Annotated in this window: 15 protein-coding genes and 1 tRNA gene; 11 read left to right on the plus strand and 5 right to left on the minus strand. The window is 42.7% G+C overall.

Annotated features, from left to right (window positions below):
• Window positions 1-15: 15 nt before the first annotated feature.
• Window positions 16-1,554 carry a caspase, EACC1-associated type gene (locus RMY31_RS11220; RefSeq protein WP_322659741.1) on the minus strand — a complete coding sequence of 513 codons (1,539 nt, stop codon included), beginning with the start codon at window positions 1,552-1,554 and terminating at the stop codon, window positions 16-18.
• A gap of 140 nt (window positions 1,555-1,694) precedes the next feature.
• Window positions 1,695-1,889 (minus strand): hypothetical protein, encoded by a 195-nt coding sequence (locus tag RMY31_RS11225; protein WP_322659739.1) that lies wholly within the window; start codon window positions 1,887-1,889, stop codon window positions 1,695-1,697.
• 127 nt (window positions 1,890-2,016) lie between these two features.
• On the opposite strand from RMY31_RS11225, the gene RMY31_RS11230 reads away from it, so the two are divergent.
• Window positions 2,017-2,394 (plus strand): hypothetical protein, encoded by a 378-nt coding sequence (locus RMY31_RS11230; RefSeq protein WP_322659737.1) that lies wholly within the window; start codon window positions 2,017-2,019, stop codon window positions 2,392-2,394.
• Window positions 2,395-2,573: 179 nt separating this feature from the next.
• A complete protein-coding gene (locus RMY31_RS11235) occupies window positions 2,574-3,587 on the plus strand; it encodes an alpha/beta hydrolase (RefSeq protein WP_322659735.1) in 1,014 nt (337 codons plus the stop codon).
• Window positions 3,588-3,724: 137 nt separating this feature from the next.
• Here RMY31_RS11235 and RMY31_RS11240 read toward each other — a convergent pair.
• A tRNA-Ser gene (locus tag RMY31_RS11240) sits at window positions 3,725-3,811 on the minus strand.
• 106 nt (window positions 3,812-3,917) lie between these two features.
• Here RMY31_RS11240 and RMY31_RS11245 point away from each other — a divergent pair.
• From RMY31_RS11245 to RMY31_RS11255, 3 genes are all read left to right on the plus strand, one after another.
• Window positions 3,918-4,286 carry a 2Fe-2S iron-sulfur cluster-binding protein gene (locus RMY31_RS11245; protein ID WP_322659733.1) on the plus strand — a complete coding sequence of 123 codons (369 nt, stop codon included), beginning with the start codon at window positions 3,918-3,920 and terminating at the stop codon, window positions 4,284-4,286.
• Window positions 4,287-4,347: 61 nt separating this feature from the next.
• Window positions 4,348-4,923: a thermonuclease family protein gene (locus RMY31_RS11250; RefSeq protein WP_322659731.1), complete on the plus strand. Its 576-nt coding sequence runs from the start codon at window positions 4,348-4,350 to the stop codon at window positions 4,921-4,923.
• Window positions 4,924-5,047: 124 nt separating this feature from the next.
• The gene (locus tag RMY31_RS11255) at window positions 5,048-5,872 is read left to right on the plus strand and encodes an inositol monophosphatase family protein (protein WP_322659729.1); all 825 of its coding nucleotides are present in this window, start codon (window positions 5,048-5,050) and stop codon (window positions 5,870-5,872) included.
• Here RMY31_RS11255 and RMY31_RS11260 read toward each other — a convergent pair.
• Window positions 5,869-9,450, minus strand: a complete 3,582-nt coding sequence (locus RMY31_RS11260) for an ELWxxDGT repeat protein (protein ID WP_322659727.1) — start codon at window positions 9,448-9,450, stop codon at window positions 5,869-5,871. The two genes, RMY31_RS11255 and RMY31_RS11260, sit on opposite strands and share 4 nt — an antisense overlap.
• Before the next feature lie 515 nt (window positions 9,451-9,965).
• On the opposite strand from RMY31_RS11260, the gene RMY31_RS11265 reads away from it, so the two are divergent.
• The 6 genes from RMY31_RS11265 to RMY31_RS11290 all read left to right on the plus strand — a co-directional run bounded on the left by RMY31_RS11265 (window position 9,966) and on the right by RMY31_RS11290 (window position 16,027).
• A complete protein-coding gene (locus tag RMY31_RS11265; RefSeq protein ID WP_322659725.1) occupies window positions 9,966-10,922 on the plus strand; it encodes a J domain-containing protein in 957 nt (318 codons plus the stop codon).
• Window positions 10,922-12,133, plus strand: coding sequence for an ATP phosphoribosyltransferase regulatory subunit (locus tag RMY31_RS11270; protein ID WP_322659723.1), 1,212 nt, complete (start codon window positions 10,922-10,924; stop codon window positions 12,131-12,133). The genes RMY31_RS11265 and RMY31_RS11270 overlap by 1 nt, the downstream gene beginning before the upstream one ends.
• A gap of 119 nt (window positions 12,134-12,252) precedes the next feature.
• A complete protein-coding gene (locus RMY31_RS11275) occupies window positions 12,253-12,477 on the plus strand; it encodes an indolepyruvate ferredoxin oxidoreductase subunit alpha (protein WP_066380485.1) in 225 nt (74 codons plus the stop codon).
• A 464-nt stretch (window positions 12,478-12,941) separates the two neighbouring features.
• Window positions 12,942-13,625, plus strand: coding sequence for a PEP-CTERM sorting domain-containing protein (locus RMY31_RS11280; RefSeq protein WP_322659720.1), 684 nt, complete (start codon window positions 12,942-12,944; stop codon window positions 13,623-13,625).
• A gap of 767 nt (window positions 13,626-14,392) precedes the next feature.
• The gene (locus tag RMY31_RS11285; RefSeq protein WP_322659718.1) at window positions 14,393-15,136 is read left to right on the plus strand and encodes an ABC transporter ATP-binding protein; all 744 of its coding nucleotides are present in this window, start codon (window positions 14,393-14,395) and stop codon (window positions 15,134-15,136) included.
• Window positions 15,137-15,289: 153 nt separating this feature from the next.
• The gene (locus tag RMY31_RS11290; protein ID WP_322659716.1) at window positions 15,290-16,027 is read left to right on the plus strand and encodes a carbonic anhydrase; all 738 of its coding nucleotides are present in this window, start codon (window positions 15,290-15,292) and stop codon (window positions 16,025-16,027) included.
• Between the two features lie 402 nt (window positions 16,028-16,429).
• Here the strand turns inward: RMY31_RS11290 and RMY31_RS11295 are convergent, their stop codons facing one another.
• Window positions 16,430-16,642: a plasmid partition protein ParG gene (locus RMY31_RS11295; RefSeq protein ID WP_322659713.1), complete on the minus strand. Its 213-nt coding sequence runs from the start codon at window positions 16,640-16,642 to the stop codon at window positions 16,430-16,432.
• Window positions 16,643-17,042 lie beyond the last annotated feature (400 nt).

Raw genomic sequence — 17,042 nt, forward strand, 5'->3', positions numbered from 1 at the left:
AAAAAGCCTTAAATGTTACACTTTACAAGTCTCGATGCGAGAGAAGAGACCCCTGACACCCATCCGCCCCCCATCCGCCCCAGAAGGTAAGTGTCCCATAGGTGCTGAAGTATCAAAAGTGACTTTATCGTAGTCAATCCAGGTACTATTCACTCTCCATCCGACGCGATCGCTAAACTTTTCCCAAGCTTCTTTATAATACTTGCCGTCGGGCTTGCCGCCAACACTCAAATAAATTTCTTTTTGAACGCTGAAGCCAAAGCGTCCATTGCTGTATTTTACCCACAAGCGGTCAATCGTGCGGAGGTCGATACAAGGAAAGTTTAAAAATTCTTCGTCCCTAATCCAGTCACCTTTCTCACGTCCTACTGCCTTAACCATTACCAGATAGGTTTCATGGTCTGCTTGTTTCCACTGTCCTGCTTTTAGAAAGTCCCGCAGCTTGTCGTAATTTATACCTTTTTCTGAACTGAGGTCATCTTCCAAACGTTGGTGTATGGGTGCAACATTCTCATCTCGAAGTTTAAGAATTTTTTGAAATCGCTTCAAATCTTCACGAGTCCCATCACTGAGAACTGGTTCCTCTTCCAAAGCCTCAGCCAAGCATTGTTCATATTCCCATAAGCTTTCCTCAAACTCACGGAATGGTTTTAAAACTTCCTCTTCTATAGCCGCTGCAACTTCAGACTGTAATCCCAATTCCTTTTGCCTACGAGTCAGAACCCTGCGCCCCACAACTGAGACACGACCATTCCTGACGCATCCCTCTACTTCCTTGCGATACTCTAACTGCGGATCGCCTACTGGTGCTTTTGCTAAACGGATTGTATAACCTTCCCGAACTGCAAAGATTTCCGGCTTCATTGCTGGTTTTGCTTTTAGCACTTTGCCCTTGGCATATTCATGCAGTTCAGCGACTGTAATCACACCATCGTTGTCAGTGTCAGCTGCGCCTTTTTCAATCCCTTCAACCAGATAACGGGTGTAAACTCCACCTCCCGAATCTTCAAACGATTGTTGTGTTGCTGTTGAGGAGGTTAACACAGCTCTGCCTTCACCACCTAATTGTTGAGCAATTTCATCGTTAATACTAAGAGAAACAAGTTTTTTAGCACTCATGCTTTCAGCAAATGCTCCGCTAAAGCAGCAGTCCAGAATTAGCACTTGTCGCTGGGATTTGCTGCGGCTCATGTAACGTTCATGGATAAACTTGGCATCTACTGCTGTTGCAATCCTCGGTAAGCCTTGGGGGTTGATTTGGGTGTTGTGGGCGACAAAAAACAGATTCCCATCTTCATGTCTGTAGCCATGTCCAGAAAAATAGAGCATTACTATGTCATCTTTTTGACATCTTTCCATGAACAACTGCTCAATTTCTGACTGCATGGTGATGGAATCAGGATTAAGTAAAAATTTGACTTCATCAAACCCGCCTATCTCTGAGTTCTGCAAAACACGCTGCATTGCTTGGATATCTTTAACAACACCATGTAACAGATTTATCTCTTGAGATTGATATTCACTAACCCCAATCAGCAATGCATATTTTGCCATTTTGCTTGCTTACTTACGTTAAAACACTCAAACTTGCCTTAATTGCATATTTTAGACTGTATCAAAATATAAAAGCGATCGCCCCATGTTATGACTCACATATGTATGGGCGATCGCATTATCAAATTAATATTTAAAACCTACTTATCTTTTGCCTTCTTTTCATCTAGTGCTTTCTGGATTGCTTGACGGCAAAATTCAGGAGGATCATCTTGTTGTTGTACTTCTTCTTTCATCTTTTCGGTGACACGAAAATTAAGATTGCGTGTTAGCGGTTCTTCTCTAGTTGATTTAATTGGTTCAAAGTTTTGTGGATTACCCTTGGGGTTAGGCATTGTTGAGAACTATAAATATATCTTGATTCTTCCGTGAACAAAAGAATAGAGTTTTAATTTGGTGGGCACTAGCCTAGGAAACTTGTTACCCACCGATACCACTTTTATCAAGAGGTAATTCTATTCTATGTTTACGCGTTCTGAACTTGAAATCAAAACCATCCAAGAATTACGCGACTTATGCCGTAGGTATGGCATCAAGCCAACTGGTAATCCAGGTTACAAAACCTCATTTATAACATCGTTGATGGCATTTCCATACTTGGCACTTCAACAGATGAAAGAACACAGAGGTTTAAAGCCTCCTAGTTTTGCAAACTTTCAGTCCTTTAGTTCTGCACTAGATGAAATGGGAGTACCCACAGACGAGCAATCTGCTTTAATTCGGCTCACACTGGAAGGGCGTAAGATGAGCTACCCAGAGCGTTATGAGCAATCACAGTTAATGAACTTTTATATAGCTAAGTTGCTACTTGAGCAACTCATTGACCTGTTGAATCAGTAAAAACCCATATTGGGGAGTAGAGAGATGAGGGGGCATTTTCCTCCTTGTCCCCGCATCCCCGCGTCTCCAGCTAAGTCCCTTTGGAACGTTTGTAACTTCTGACAGATTAACTCGATAAGATGTCATCTGCTATATTCAGGAAACTTACTGAGTTCAGCAAATTACAAATATACGCAGAAATGGAAGTTGCCATTCGCAAGACAGTAGAAATTCTTGAACAAGTTCATCAATCAGAGTCCACACCCAGACTCAAGAACGAAGCTTGTCGTTCAAAATTCTTCATTCATCCCCACGCTACACCAAAGGTTTGTCTGTTCTTGCATGGTTTCACAGCAGGCCCTTACCAATTTGAGCCGCTCGGTAAAGCCTTCTTCAACAAAGGATACAATGTTCTGATTCCCTTACAACCCGGTCATGGACTCTCAGGTGATTGGAATCGCCAAAATCCTCCGCCACTACCAACAGACACTCAGACTTATCAACAGTTTGTACTGAAGTGGTTGCAGATTGCAAAAACCCTAGGTCAACAAGTCGTAGTCGGAGGATTATCAACGGGTGGAACCTTAGCTGGGTGGTTAGCTTTAGAACATCCCCAAGAGATTGAGCGCGCCTTATTGTTCACGCCTTATTTGGGCAGTCATTATTTATTCTTTGATTGGCTGATCGAAATCCTACCAATTTACTTTGAATGGTTTAACAAAGACGCACCTGGCAATTTTGGTTATAAAGGTTTTCGTCTTCAGGCATTACGAATATTTCTAGAATTGGCACAGAAGATTTTAAAACAGGCACAAACCCGTATTGCTGCTCCGACATTAATGGTGTGTAGCGAGGGCGATCGTGCTGTTAACCTCTCTAAACAGCAGGATTTTTTCACAATGGTAGTCAAGCAGCAACCAAAATCCTGGTATTACTGCTTTGATGATTCGCTTCACATTGAACACCGGATGATGACGAAATTGGAAGACAATGATTATGAAGAGTTGGTAATTATCCTTGCCAAAGCCTTTGTTGATAGTGATTTAAGTTGGGCACAGTTTCAGCAAATGGCAAAGCGGATAGCCCAAGGAGAGACTTATGAAAACATCAAGCAACAATTGAATCTTGATGGTCAAGCTTCCCAACAATTATCTGCGATGATGACTCAACGTTTTGGTTGCCATCATCTCGAATGCATCAATCCATGTAAGTAAGCTCTAGCACTGCTTATGAATAGATAAATAAAGCTTATGTAAATAAAGAAAATTGATTACTTAAACCAACTCAACCAATAATTTTAACGATCCGATTGCCTGACAATGGCTAGAATGCTTGTAGGGCAAAGGATTAACGGAGAGAGAGGGATTCGAACCCTCGTTGAAGTTGCCCCCAAACAGCATTTCCAGTGCTGCGCCTTCAACCACTCGGCCATCTCTCCAGTTGTCACGATTTACCATCTTACTCTAAAATTCCAGAAAATGCAAAGATAAAAGAAGACATTTTAGATTTAATCTGAAAGTTCTAATCCTAAATCCCAAATCAAGATGTCCCGTACATACACGATTAGAGTTCGCGATCGCGCCACTGGCAAAGTACACACCCTGCAAGTGCCAGAAGACCGCTACATTTTGCACACTTTTGAAAATCAAGGGGTGGAATTGCCTTTTTCCTGCCGTAATGGGGCTTGCACCACTTGTGCTGTGAGGGTGCTGTCTGGAGATATTTACCAACCAGAAGCAATCGGATTGTCGCCAGAGTTGCGTCGGCAAGGTTATGCTTTGCTGTGTGTGAGTTACCCCCGTTCTGACTTGGAGGTGGAGACGCAAGATGAAGATGAAGTCTATGAACTCCAGTTCGGGCGCTATTTTGCTAGGGGGAGAGTTAAGGCGGGTTTACCCTTAGATGAAGACTAGAAATTTGTTCCCGCACAGGAACCAGCGTTGTGCTTTGGTTTCTCAAGTTGAGATCGCTAACATGCATTTAAACGTAAAGACTCAAATTAATGCGTTTATACGTTTTGGCATTTGGCTGCGAAAAATTGCCATTTTGGCTTGCATATTACTACTAGTGAGTTGTCAAGCCAAAAGTCAGTCTGAAAATAATCAGGCCCAGGTGAAGGTAGCGCGGGTGGTGAGTGGACAAAGTTTGGAAGTGCTAGGTATGGCTGAACAACCAAATCTCATATCCCAAGTGCGATTAATTGGTATTGATGCACCAGATTTGCGTCAGCGTCCTTGGGGAGATGGCGCAAAACAAGTCCTAGAAAAGTTGATTGGTAATACAGAAAAGCCCGTAATCCTAGAGTTTGATATCGAAGCAAAAGACAAAATTGGACGGACTTTGGCTTATGTATGGAAAGATCGCAAGTTGTTGAACGAAGAAGTCGTCAAACAAGGGTATGCATTATTCGTGGGGCGATCGCCTAATCATAAATATGACCAGCGCTTAGAACGTGCCCAACAATGGGCTAGACTCATGGGACAAGGAATTTGGAACTCAGAAAACCCCATGCGTATCACACCCGCTGAGTTTCGCCGTTTGAATCGTTAAGTAGTTGTCAATTGTCAGTTGTCAGTTGTTTTTCACCAAGTATTGACTAATGACCAATAACAACTGACCATTGACTCTTGACCATTGACCACTGTACAGACGCGATTAATCGCGTCTCTACTAAATGACTCAACTACAAAATTTTCTGGATATTGCCACGGAAGCAGCGCTAGCTGCGGGTGCAGTGTTAAAAGGTTACTTGGGTAAATTAGAAGATGCCGTTACTGAAAAGGGACGACCTGGAGATTTAGTCACTGCTGCGGATAAAGCCTCAGAAGAGGTAATTTTAAAAGTTTTGCGTCGTCATTTTCCCCAGCATTCCATACTGGCTGAAGAATCAGGCAAACTAGGCAATCAAGATAATCAATACCTCTGGGCGATCGATCCCTTAGATGGCACAACTAACTATGCCCACCAATACCCAGCTTTTGCGGTTTCCATTGGGCTATTAATTAACGGCGTTCCGCAAGTCGGTGTCATTTATGACCCGTTTCATGATGAACTATTCCAGGCTGCGGCTGGCTTGGGAGCAACACGCGATCGCCGTCCGATCAATGTTTCCCAAACCTCAGAACTAGGTAAAAGTCTGCTGGTAACAGGATTTGCTTACGATCGCCGCGAAACTTCTGACAACAACTATGCGGAATTTGCTCACCTCACCCATCTCACTCAAGGAGTCAGGCGAAGCGGTTCAGCATCGCTTGATTTGGCATATGTTGCTTGTGGGCGTGTCGATGGTTATTGGGAACGGGGACTATCTCCTTGGGATATCGTCGCTGGGATAATTTTGTTACAAGAAGCAGGTGGTAAAGTCACTGCCTACGATGGTGCTTCCTTCAAAATCAACTCAGGTAGAATTCTAGCTACTAATGGTTATATTCATGACAGCCTCAGTCGCGAACTACTACAAGTTCCACCATTGTCAGCTTGGAAATCAGGGAATCTCTAGAATACGAAGTTACTGAGGTTATTCATCGCCTGTGGGGTCACGTTGTCTAACTCAATGAAAGGTCTGAAGATGGCAGACCCGATCGCACCATCGCGGTCAATTTGTAAAATAGTACTGTTTGCAGTTTTGCCTTGTACCAGTTTCACATAACCATCGGCTATTGCATCACTGCCATTATAGCCACCAGAAACAAGACTATCCAGCAATTGAGTTAGCACAATTTTGTCGCTGCCAACTGTAAAATCAGTGATGCGCTGACCGACTTCACGAATGCTAGTGTAGACAAATTCATCATCACCAGCACCGCCTGTAATTGTTTTGCTACCAGTACCGCCGATGATGCGATCGTCACCAGCAGTACCAGTCAACGGGTCACGACTGCCACCACCGTTGATAACATTGTCATTTTTAACTGCCCATAACTCACTACCGTAGATACCGTTGTCAGCAGTGAAATAGAGAGTGTCATTGAAGTAAATCAGGTTGTAGGGATTAGAATCAGCGGCCCCAGGATTAAGGTCTTTGACCAGGACAGTGCCAACTGTTGTACCATCACTTTGCCATAACTCTCTACCGTTGATGCCGTCGTCAGCAGAGAAATAAAGAGTGCCATCAGCATTGATCAAATTGTAGATAACTTCATCGCCCAAATCATCAGACTCAGGATTAATATCTTTGACCAAAACAGTGCCATCTTCTGTACCATCACTCTTCCACAACCTGTCGTCAATCGTGAAATAGAGAATGCCGTCAACGTTGGACAAGTTGGAAAAATTGCCAAAACTAGATCCCGGATTGATGTCTTTAACTATAACAGTGCCAACAGTTGTACCATCACTCTTCCACAACTCATTACCGTAGGTATCATTGTAGGCAGTGAAAAAGAGAGTGCCATTGACATTGGTTGCATTGTTAAAATAGTCAACATTATTAATATCAGGGTTTATATTTTTGACGAATACAGTACCCGCTGCTGTGCCATCGCTCTTCCATAAGCCATTATTTTTTCCAGAGCGATCGTAAACATCGAAGTAAAGAGTATCGTTTACTTTGATTAAACTACTTCTAATATTGTTAGGAGTATCAGAACTAGAGGTGATTTTTTTGACGAATACAGTACCCGCTTCAGTGCCATCACTCTTCCACAACTCGCAACCATTATTGAAAAGAGTGAAATAGAGTGTGCCGTTAAAATTTGTTAGGTTGCCAGCACCGATATCTTTGACCAAGACTGTACCAGCAGCAGTGGCATCGGTTTTCCACAATTCGGATTTAGAACTGTCGGGGTCAGAGTTATTAAAAGTAGAAACATTGAAATAGACACTTCCGTTGAGGTTTGTCAAGCCAGAGACGACTGCATAACCATTACTAGGAGTGTAATTTTTGACCACACTAGTGCCAGTTTCTGTACCATCACTTTTCCATAGCGTTGCATTTTCATAGTCAACGAAATAAAAGATGCCGTTAATGTTTGTCAGTTCTACGAGATAATCCTGAGAGATGTCTTTGACAAAGACAGTGCCAGCACTAGTACCATTACTTTTCCACAGTTCATAGTAAGTGCCATCGAATCTTGTGAAAAAGAGTGTTTCGTTGACTTTTGTCAGATAAGAGATATCGGAACCACCAGGCCCTGGCAAGATATCCTTCACTAGGTAGGGTTCAGTCAGTACCACGGTACTGCTATCATCAGCGATGGTGGCACTAGCAGCATTACTAGATGAATCTACAATATAGTACTGGTAGTATTTATCGAATAGAGTGATGGTAACAGCTTCACTATCTTCTGGGAAGGTGTCAGCTAGCGGTGTGATGCTGAGGTCTACAAAAGATTGACCTGCGGCAATGGTAATAGAACCGTTGAGTTGATTGTAGTCTTGGCCGTTAGTAGCAGTACCATCAACATTATATTTGACAGTTAACGCATTATTAGTATCGCCAGTGCGGCTGATACGGAAGACGGCTGGATCGTTGCCAGTTTCAGCAGCGTTTGCATCAAGGGCAGTAATACTAACTATGGGGCTAGCTACGGGGGGGTTAGTGTTCAATGCCCACAATCTACCGTTGGCATTGAAATAGAGGGTGCCATTAACGTTGGTTAACTCGAAGATATCAGAACTACCAGCCCCAGGGTTGATATCTTCTACCAAGAAAGTGCCCTCTGCTGTGCCATCGCTTTGCCACAACTCCCCGCCGTGGGTGCCGTCATCAGCTAAGAAATAGAGAGTGTTATTAACACTTATCAGCTGGAAGGATTGCTCAACGTCATCTTTGACAATGGTAGAACTACCAGACCCCGGGTTGATGTCTTTAACTAGGACGGTGCCTTCTGCGGTGCCATCGCTTTTCCACAACTCTCTACCGGAGGTGCCGTCATCGGCATAGAAATAGAGAGTACCATTGATCTCAGTGAAGAAAAAGATACTGCTATCTGATGACCCTGGGTTGATATCTTTAACTAGAACGGTGCCTTCTGCTGTGCCATCGCTTTTCCACAACTCTTTACCGGAGGTGCCGTTATCAGCAACAAAGTAAAGAGCGTCTTTGAACTCAGTAATGGAAAAGATAGTGCTACCGATACTGCTACCAGATGACCCTGGGTTAATATCTTTAACTAGGACGGTGCCTTCTGCTGTACCATCGCTTGTCCACAACTCATAACCGTTGATACCGTCGTCACCAACGAAGTAGAGAGTGTCGTTGAAGTTTATCAGACTGCCTGCATTGATGTCTTTGACTTTGACAGTGCCAGCTTCAGTGCCATCACTTTTCCACAACTCAGGGGACTGAGAGTCTCCAGTAGGGCCAGCAATGAAATAGAGAATATTGTTAACCGTTATCAGCTCGTAGAAATAAATGTCACTACTGAATTCTTTCAAGGGGACGGTACCAGCAGTAGTGCCATCGGTTTTCCATAATGAAGTTTGCCTGAAAGAGTTGCCTTCTTCGTCGTCAGATGTCTTACTAACAGTAAAATAGAGTGTATCGTTGATGTTTATTAATGAGTCAATATTAACGAAACTGTTGTCAGGGTATAATTCTTTGAGTCGGAAAGTCCCCTCTTGGGTGCCATCGCTCTTCCACAAATCATAATTGTATTCCTCAGAATCGGGGTTAGGAGCAGAGAAATAGAGAGTGCCGTTGATGTTTGCCAGGAATCGAGCATAATACATACCAACGGTGCTAGGAAAAACGACTTCTGCAACAGTACCCTCTGGAGTACCATCACTTCTCCACAATGTAGTAAATTTCAGAAAATAAAAGATGCCGTTGACATTAGTCCACGCATCGGGTTCAACGCCCTCATTCCGGACTGCGGAAATACTGTAGACATCCTTGACTGGGATGGTACCAGCCTTTGTGCCATCGCTCTTCCACAAGCGAACACCTATGTAGTCGGAGTTGTCACCTAAACTAAAAGAAGCAAAGAAATAGAGAGTACCATTGATGTTTGTCAGTCCAAGGGGATAAGGACTATCATACCCAGGTATAACTTGGTAAGGTTTAGCCAGCACTGTCTCATTGCCCTCTAAAGTTGCTTGACTACTCAGTAATTTTGAGCTTTTAGTGTTTGCCATTAATGTAATTATTTGGTTACTCCTAAAAGTGTTTAATGCTAATGTCTGCATCTAGTAGCAGTTACATTTGAGGCGATCGCACCCTATACTTACCAGCTTGATTAGCGTAGTTGTCTCATTTCCAAAGATTTTTATAAGCGATCGCTTGACTCAACAGCCATAAGCTAGCTAGCAATTAACGTACTGAATCCCCAAATATTTAGGTTAAATTAATGACATTAAAGGAATTTAAGAACATTATTGAATGTAAAGAAAGTTATTATAACTTTACAAACAAGGCATTTATTCCTTCTTCTTGTCCTTGCACAATGTGCGATCTAATACCATTTCTCTAAAATCTGGCGAAACATTAATCTCCGCGTCTTCCAGTCTCCGTATCCCTGCGTCCTCATCTACGGAACTCACTACACGTAAATTGCTTTTCCTGACTACCGAAAATTTGCTACTGCCGGATTGCCAATTGGGCAAACTAAACTAGAACAAATCTAACGGCTCATTTGGTGCAAAACTGCTATATGTCATTAAAAATAGATCGTGGATTGTTTAAATATGATTTCATAGACCATCACGCAATTTTGTGTGTTTCGGTTGATGCAGATGTGAAAGATATACGTAAACGCTATCTTCAAATCGCCCGCCGCTTGCACCCTGATAGCAGTGCTATGACCACTGCCACAGAAAAGCAGCTAGCCAGCGAATTATTATCAAAGTTGGTTAACCCAGCTTACGAAAAACTGACTGGAGAACGCTCTCGCACCGAATACATTGTAGTTTTGTCTCAAATGGGCAAGCGCTTAGTACAAGAATCTGCTTCGGTGGAACTGAATACCGATTTAGCTAGACAGCTAGCTGCTGCCCCAAATATCGATCATCTTTATAAAACTACGATCGCTAAAATTGCGGAAACTCAATATGAATCGTTGCAGCAATCCATTCAAGTCATTTCCCAAGTCAGCGAGTTGAATTTAGTTTACTTAATGCGAAGTGCTGGTAAAGCCTTCGCAGTACCGCCGCCATCTGCTAAACCCACAAGTAACTCAGGTACTTCACAAACAAACACACCAGCGGCCCCTCCACCTCCACCTCCACCAGTAAAAGAAGATTCCGTCGCTGAGCAATATATTCGCCGCGCTCAAAGTTTGATCGACAAAAATCAATTTGCCCAAGCCAAGGTCGAGTTACAGGATGCTCTGAAGCTAGAACCTAAGAGTAGTCGCTGTCATAGTTTGATTGGATTGGTTTATTTAAAGCAGAATCAGCTGAAGATGGCCAAGATTCATTTTGACAATGCTTTGAAATTAGACCCCAATGACCAAGTAGCGACGACATGGAAACCTAAAATAGAGAAGGCTTTAGGGCAACAATCCAGTGGCTCTAAAGTGACTTCACCTCCGAATACTGGAACTAAACAACCAGATAAATCAGGAGGTGGAGGTTTATTTGGTGGTTTGTTTGGTGGGAAGAAAAAATAATGGTGTATCAACCAGCAGCGGGAGCCAGGGATTTATTACCTTTAGATGTGGCTCAAAAACGCTGGATTGAAGACAGGTTACAGCAGGTGTTTCACCGTTGGGGATATCACAGGATTATCACCTCGACGCTGGAACGTATGGATACCCTGATGGCGGGAGAAGCAATTCATCGCCAAATGGTAATTCAACTGCAAAATGGACAAGATGAAGAGTTAGGACTGCGGCCAGAATTGACAGCCTCGATCGCTCGTGCGGTTGTCACGCGCATGGCAGATCGCCGTTATCCGCAGCGACTATACTACAATGCCAACGTATTCCGCCGCACTTGGGAAAACAGGCACAATCGTCAGCAAGAGTTTTATCAAGCTGGGGTTGAGTTGTTGGGTGTAGGCGGATTGCTGGCGAATGCAGAGGTACTGCTGTTAGCGAGCAATTGTTTATCAGCATTGGGTTTGCAGGGTTGGCATTTAATTTTGGGGGAAGCGGGAATTACGCGATCGCTCCTTGATGCCTTTCCTGCTCATCTTCAAGCTCAAGTCCGGAGTGCGATCGCCCATCTCGACCGCATTACAATAGATACTCTGCCTCTGAGCGACGAACTGCGCGATCGCGCCAGAATCATGCTGGATTTACGCGGCACGAGTGCGGATGTCTTGCAAAAAGTCAACTGCCTTGGTTTAGACGTAGACCAACAAGAAGCAGTAAATAACCTAAAATCTCTGGTAGATTTATTAGAATCAGGAGGGAGATTCCCTGTAATCTTAGACCTCAGTTTGATTCAAACCATCGACTACTATACCGGCATAGTATTTGAAGTAGTCAGCGATACAGGATCGCAAGCGAAGGTTTTGGGACGCGGTGGTCGTTATGACAAACTTCTGGGACTATATCATCCCCAAGGAGAAGATATTCCTGGAATTGGTTTTGTACTCAACATCGAAGATTTATACCAAGTTCTCTTATCTACTCAGCAATTGCCACAGGCAATCCCTGCTAGTAACTGGTTGGTAGTACCAGAGACACCAACTGCTGATGCTGCCGCCTTTGCCTACGCGCAAAAACTGCGCGATTCCACTCATCTAGTGCGAGTGGAAATAGATTTAGGTGGCAGAGATGCCCAAGCCATCCGGCAATATGGACGCGATCGCGGCATTGCCCAAATCGCTTGGATCAAAACTGACGGCTTACCAATAATTGAGACATTGCGTTAGAAGGCAGGAGGCAGAAGGCAGAAGGCAGGAGTTAGGATTTTTATCTCCCCCTGCTCCCCCTGCTCTCCATCCCCTGTTAGGCTAGAAAAAGCTGACTCAGAAGAGAGGGAATCGAGAAAATGCCGCACACGATTGTTACTGATGTTTGTGAAGGTGTCGCTGACTGCGTAGATGCCTGTCCAGTAGCTTGCATCCATGAAGGTCCGGGAAAAAATGTTAAGGGAACAGATTGGTACTGGATTGATTTTGCTACCTGCATTGATTGTGGCATCTGTATTCAAGTTTGCCCTGTAGCAGATGCGATCGTCCCAGAAGAACGACCAGATTTGCAAAAAACTCCGTAATCATACTTTCAGGTACAAATCTCTGTTCAACTTATTGCGACGATAGCGTAGTGAAGCAGGAATTCTAGAGGTCGGAGTTCCACACCATATCATAGATTGATTGGTGGCAAGAGGAACGCGATTCTGGTACAGAGTATCAGAGATTGGGAAAAGGGAAAGGGGAAAAGAAAAGAACTATCCCTTTGCCCTTTAACTTTTCCCTCTCTTACCCAGTCCCCAGTCACCAAAAATTTACTGTATTGTTATAAGTTATATAAAAAATTTATAAAATTTTAACTGGTTTTTTGTAAAAATTGAGTAACCTATCTAGTTACTTACCTCAAGTAGCACCTGAGCTAGCGTCAAAAGGTATGTGAAATTCACGCACACTACGCAAATGATATCTCGAACTCATGAAAAGACTAGGTATTGTAACTAATTCAAAGTTCTTAATGTTTAGTCTGGCTACTGTAGCAGTGAGCCTGATGTCCATTCAAAGTGCCACAGCTGCAACATTCGATCTATCCTTTACAAAGCTATCAGGCGTGACTGGTGGTAATCCACAAGGAACTGCTGTTTACCGTGCCCAGCTTTCCAATATTGGCTTTGATAATATCAGTTCTATCCTAATTGGTGATAGTAACATCGGTACTGGTGGCGAACCTGGCAAATTTAGCGGCTTTGATTTAGACGCAATCAAGCTTAGCAGAACCTCGATTAGTAGTGCTTCAGGCATCAACAGCATCACAGGGTTAAATTTGTTTGATTTTAGTCCAACCGGAACCGTTTTTACTCCAGGAACCAAGCGTCCTACTGCTAATCCAGCTTTATCTGGTAATTTATTTGGTACTACTGGTGATAGTATTGATAACTCGGTTGCTACATTACAAAACTTTGATGGCAATTCCGTAACGAATACTAATGCTTTTGGGTACGCTAGCCTAGGTGATGGCGGTCAAGTCGGATTTAACCTCACAAGTCCCGTTTCTACAAGAAGTTCACTATACCTTTATATCGGAGAGGTAGGTGACAATGGTGAGGTAGCAACAGCTCAAATTACCGTTTCAGACGAACCAATTCGGATTCCAGAACCTACTAGCTTAGCGGCTTTATCTTTAATGGGAATCTACTTTACAGTGCGGTGTACCAAGAGGGTAAAAGCTCAATAATTTCTAATTGAGCGATCTCTGCCATGAGAAAGTATACATAAGTATCTTAATCTAGAGGGTAATCTATTTTTTCAGTAGAAGTAAGGTGTGATGCCAAAATACTCCTATCCAAAGCAATTTGGTGATTTTCAGGCATGAAGTACTCCTTCTTGCCAAAATCCCTTATGCACTTCAGCAATTGGTTCATAGTCTATTATTTTTACTGAAATTCTAGATATAAGCACTACTGCAAGCTAAGTGAAACAATAAATTCTAAACAAGCGAGCAATAGCTCTAAACTTGTCTGCCAAGCTTGAGTTAGTCAGGAGTGAGTAATGTCTGTTAAGTCTAGAAAACCTCAAATTTCCAGTATTGGGATGCTTCTTATCAGCTTGGATTCTAAGCTTTGCTGTGATGAAACATTACAGCAAAGCTTAGAGGGTGTTTGAAAAGTCGTTAGCTGTGATTTTAGGCACTTGTTGATCCCCCCTAGACCCCCCTTAAAAAGGGGGAAAGCTTCTTAAAAGTCCCCCTTTTCAAGGGGGATTTAGGGGGATCTAAAACTATTTGATACATCACCAGGGACTTTTCAAACATCCTCTTACAGTTGTGACAGAAAAAAGTTCATTAGTTCGCTTACAGAATTTACAAAAGGTCGTTGTGAATTCCAGCTTTATCAGTCCTTTGGTTGAACTATTTGGTAATGTATTTATTGGTAAAAAAGTTTTTGTCGCGTCTGATACTGTTCTGCGAGCAGATCCGGACACCCAACTCTGTCTAAGGATTTTATGTCAGGTTCACTAAACAATTCGGCTCCACTACTAGAAGTTCAAAATGTCCACGCCGGATACATTAAAGATGTAGATATCCTACAAGGTGTGAATTTCCTTGTTGAACCAGGTGAATTAGTTACAGTAATTGGCCCCAATGGCGCTGGTAAATCAACTTTGGCAAAAACCATTTTTGGGCTATTGACACCCCATACAGGCACAATTACTTTTAAAGGTGAGAATATTGCTGGGCTAAAGTCAAATCAAATTGTCCAAAGAGGAATGTGCTACGTACCGCAAATTGCAAATGTCTTCCCTTCTCTTAGTGTTGAAGAAAACTTAGAAATGGGAGCTTTTGTTCGTAACGTTCCGCTGAAGCCCCTCAAAGATAAAATATTTACCATGTTTCCCAGATTAAGCGATCGCCGTCATCAACGTGCTGGTACTCTCTCCGGAGGGGAACGCCAAATGCTGGCTATGGGCAAAGCTTTAATGTTGGAACCTAGCTTGCTGCTATTGGACGAACCTTCTGCTGCTTTATCGCCAATTCTAGTAACGCAAGTATTTGAGCAGATTAAACAAATTAACCAAAGCGGTACAGCAATTGTCCTAGTCGAACAAAATGCTCGTAAAGCTTTAGAAATGGCCGATCGCGGTTATGTACTTGAATCTGGACGCAATGCCATCTCCGGCCCTGGTCAAGAATTGTTGAACGATCCTAAAGTCGGTGAATTGTATCTGGGAGCAGGTAAGGGTCATTGAGGGAGATGAGGGGGACGCGGAGATAAAGAGAATAACTTCTACCTTCTGACTTCTGACAAAAATTAAATGACTCTTAAACCGTGTAAGAGCTTACTCTTGCATCCTTGTTGAGTCTGATATCTTCCGGCCAACAAACTGTTGTCAGGTAGATTAATGACTCGAATTAATGGATTTATCGGGCGACGTGATTTTTTCAAGTTAGCAGGTACAGGAGGCTGTGCCATTGCAGCTACTGCTTTCGGTGGTAGCCTGATTTGGGGTAAACAAGACACTGCGATCGCTGATGTTAATCCAGCTAACCCTAATCCAGTAAACTCTAATCAAGCTTTAAAATATCTGCTGGATGGCAATCAAAGATTCCTACATCAAAGACCTAAATATCCTCACCAATCACTACGACATCTACAATTAGTTGCCAAAGCACAGTATCCTTTTGCCGCTATACTCGGTTGTGCAGATTCTCGAGTACCTGCGGAAATTGTCTTTGATCGAGGTCTTGGGGATTTATTTGTCGTCCGAGTAGCTGGTAATGTAGCTAGTGACATGGCTATAGGTAGTTTAGAATATGCTACAGCTGTACTGGGTACGCAGTTGATTGTAGTTCTGGGTCATAGAAGATGCGGTGCAGTGGCAGAGGCCATCAAAAACGCTCCTCTTCCTGGCAGAATTGGCTATGTTGTCGAGAGCATCAAACCAGCTTTAGCAAAAGTAAATTTAACAATTGGGGCTGGCGATCGCAATGATGATGCAGTTATCGCCAACATTCAATATCAGGCAGAAAAATTGCAACAGAACTCAATGATTTTGGCCCAATTGCTGCACGCAGGCAAACTAAAAATTGTTGGCGCTTGTTACGATATCGACACTGGTAAAGTCTCTATTATCACCTGAACTTTTCACAATACGCTAAACAACTGTAAAACTCTCAGAGTAGATTTGGTTGTAGAGACGTGAAGTAACACGTTTCTACAACTGCATTTGGCTTAGTTGTTTATCCCCACAAAAAGACTTTTTGTGTTGGATATGGTTTTGCTGGCGAAGCTACTCATTGGGAGTAGTTACTGGGTTAGTCAAGTTTTCCCAGCAACTTTACATCATATTGTCTTGGGATAGTTCATTAATTTTGATTGTTACTTCTGATTGGACTATAAACATAGTTGTCTTTAAAATCAAAAAATATTAGCAAGACTTCTAGTTTGTTCCTCCTACTGCCCTGTTACTGTCAGTCAAAAAATCACTGTAGTGTTGGTCGGTTTCTCGGAGGCCTAATTGTTCCCTAGTCATGCTAACCCTTCACTCTTTTTGCTTTGGGGAGAGTTTGCTTTTGGCAGTGGAAGAATTTTTCTGTGAAGTTGGCAGTTCTATATCATTTTTGGCTAACCAATTTTCAATGAGTTCAGCTGTAACGTCAGACATATTGAGTCCCTTAAAAAAGCAAACTGTTTTAAACCTGTCTTTTATTTCAGGCGATAGGTAAACCCTAATTGAAGATTCTCCTTGTGCCACACTATACTCCGATTTATGAACTTATTCACTAGTTTATTAGTGCAATGGTTCATAGAGCAAAATTATACATTGGTTGACTAATGCACTGGTGCATTGGTATGCTATCATCTATACCCAAAGACAGGCACACAACAAAAGCAACAGACGCTAGAAAGTGTCACAAGGGGTAAATAAATATCGAAATAAGCGAACAAAGCCAAAATGGGCTGAGTTTAACTTAACTCTCGTGGAATCACTGCTTGTAGTCCAACGTGAAACTAGATGATTTTTTTCCAACAAACCACAGACGATATTTGTAAACCACATCATTGGCAAATAGCCTGTACGCATTATTCAGGATATGTTTGAGCATTATTCGGCCTTAGCCCTTATGCTGACTGCTGAAACACTCACTAACCTA

The organism is Dendronalium sp. ChiSLP03b (genome assembly GCF_034531165.2).
In the GTDB taxonomy this organism is placed as follows: Bacteria; Cyanobacteriota; Cyanobacteriia; order Cyanobacteriales; family Nostocaceae; genus Dendronalium; species Dendronalium minutum.

Bases quoted from the DNA above. Each gene is read 5' to 3' on its own strand.
- RMY31_RS11220 (WP_322659741.1), bottom strand. From the start codon at position 1,554: ATGGCAAAATATGCATTGCTGATTGGGGTTAGTGAATATCAATCTCAA.
- RMY31_RS11225 (WP_322659739.1), bottom strand. From the start codon at position 1,889: ATGCCTAACCCCAAGGGTAATCCACAAAACTTTGAACCAATTAAATCA.
- RMY31_RS11230 (WP_322659737.1), top strand. From the start codon at position 2,017: ATGTTTACGCGTTCTGAACTTGAAATCAAAACCATCCAAGAATTACGC.
- RMY31_RS11235 (WP_322659735.1), top strand. From the start codon at position 2,574: ATGGAAGTTGCCATTCGCAAGACAGTAGAAATTCTTGAACAAGTTCAT.
- RMY31_RS11245 (WP_322659733.1), top strand. From the start codon at position 3,918: ATGTCCCGTACATACACGATTAGAGTTCGCGATCGCGCCACTGGCAAA.
- RMY31_RS11250 (WP_322659731.1), top strand. From the start codon at position 4,348: ATGCATTTAAACGTAAAGACTCAAATTAATGCGTTTATACGTTTTGGC.
- RMY31_RS11255 (WP_322659729.1), top strand. From the start codon at position 5,048: ATGACTCAACTACAAAATTTTCTGGATATTGCCACGGAAGCAGCGCTA.
- RMY31_RS11260 (WP_322659727.1), bottom strand. From the start codon at position 9,450: ATGGCAAACACTAAAAGCTCAAAATTACTGAGTAGTCAAGCAACTTTA.
- RMY31_RS11265 (WP_322659725.1), top strand. From the start codon at position 9,966: ATGTCATTAAAAATAGATCGTGGATTGTTTAAATATGATTTCATAGAC.
- RMY31_RS11270 (WP_322659723.1), top strand. From the start codon at position 10,922: ATGGTGTATCAACCAGCAGCGGGAGCCAGGGATTTATTACCTTTAGAT.
- RMY31_RS11275 (WP_066380485.1), top strand. From the start codon at position 12,253: ATGCCGCACACGATTGTTACTGATGTTTGTGAAGGTGTCGCTGACTGC.
- RMY31_RS11280 (WP_322659720.1), top strand. From the start codon at position 12,942: ATGTCCATTCAAAGTGCCACAGCTGCAACATTCGATCTATCCTTTACA.
- RMY31_RS11285 (WP_322659718.1), top strand. From the start codon at position 14,393: ATGTCAGGTTCACTAAACAATTCGGCTCCACTACTAGAAGTTCAAAAT.
- RMY31_RS11290 (WP_322659716.1), top strand. From the start codon at position 15,290: ATGACTCGAATTAATGGATTTATCGGGCGACGTGATTTTTTCAAGTTA.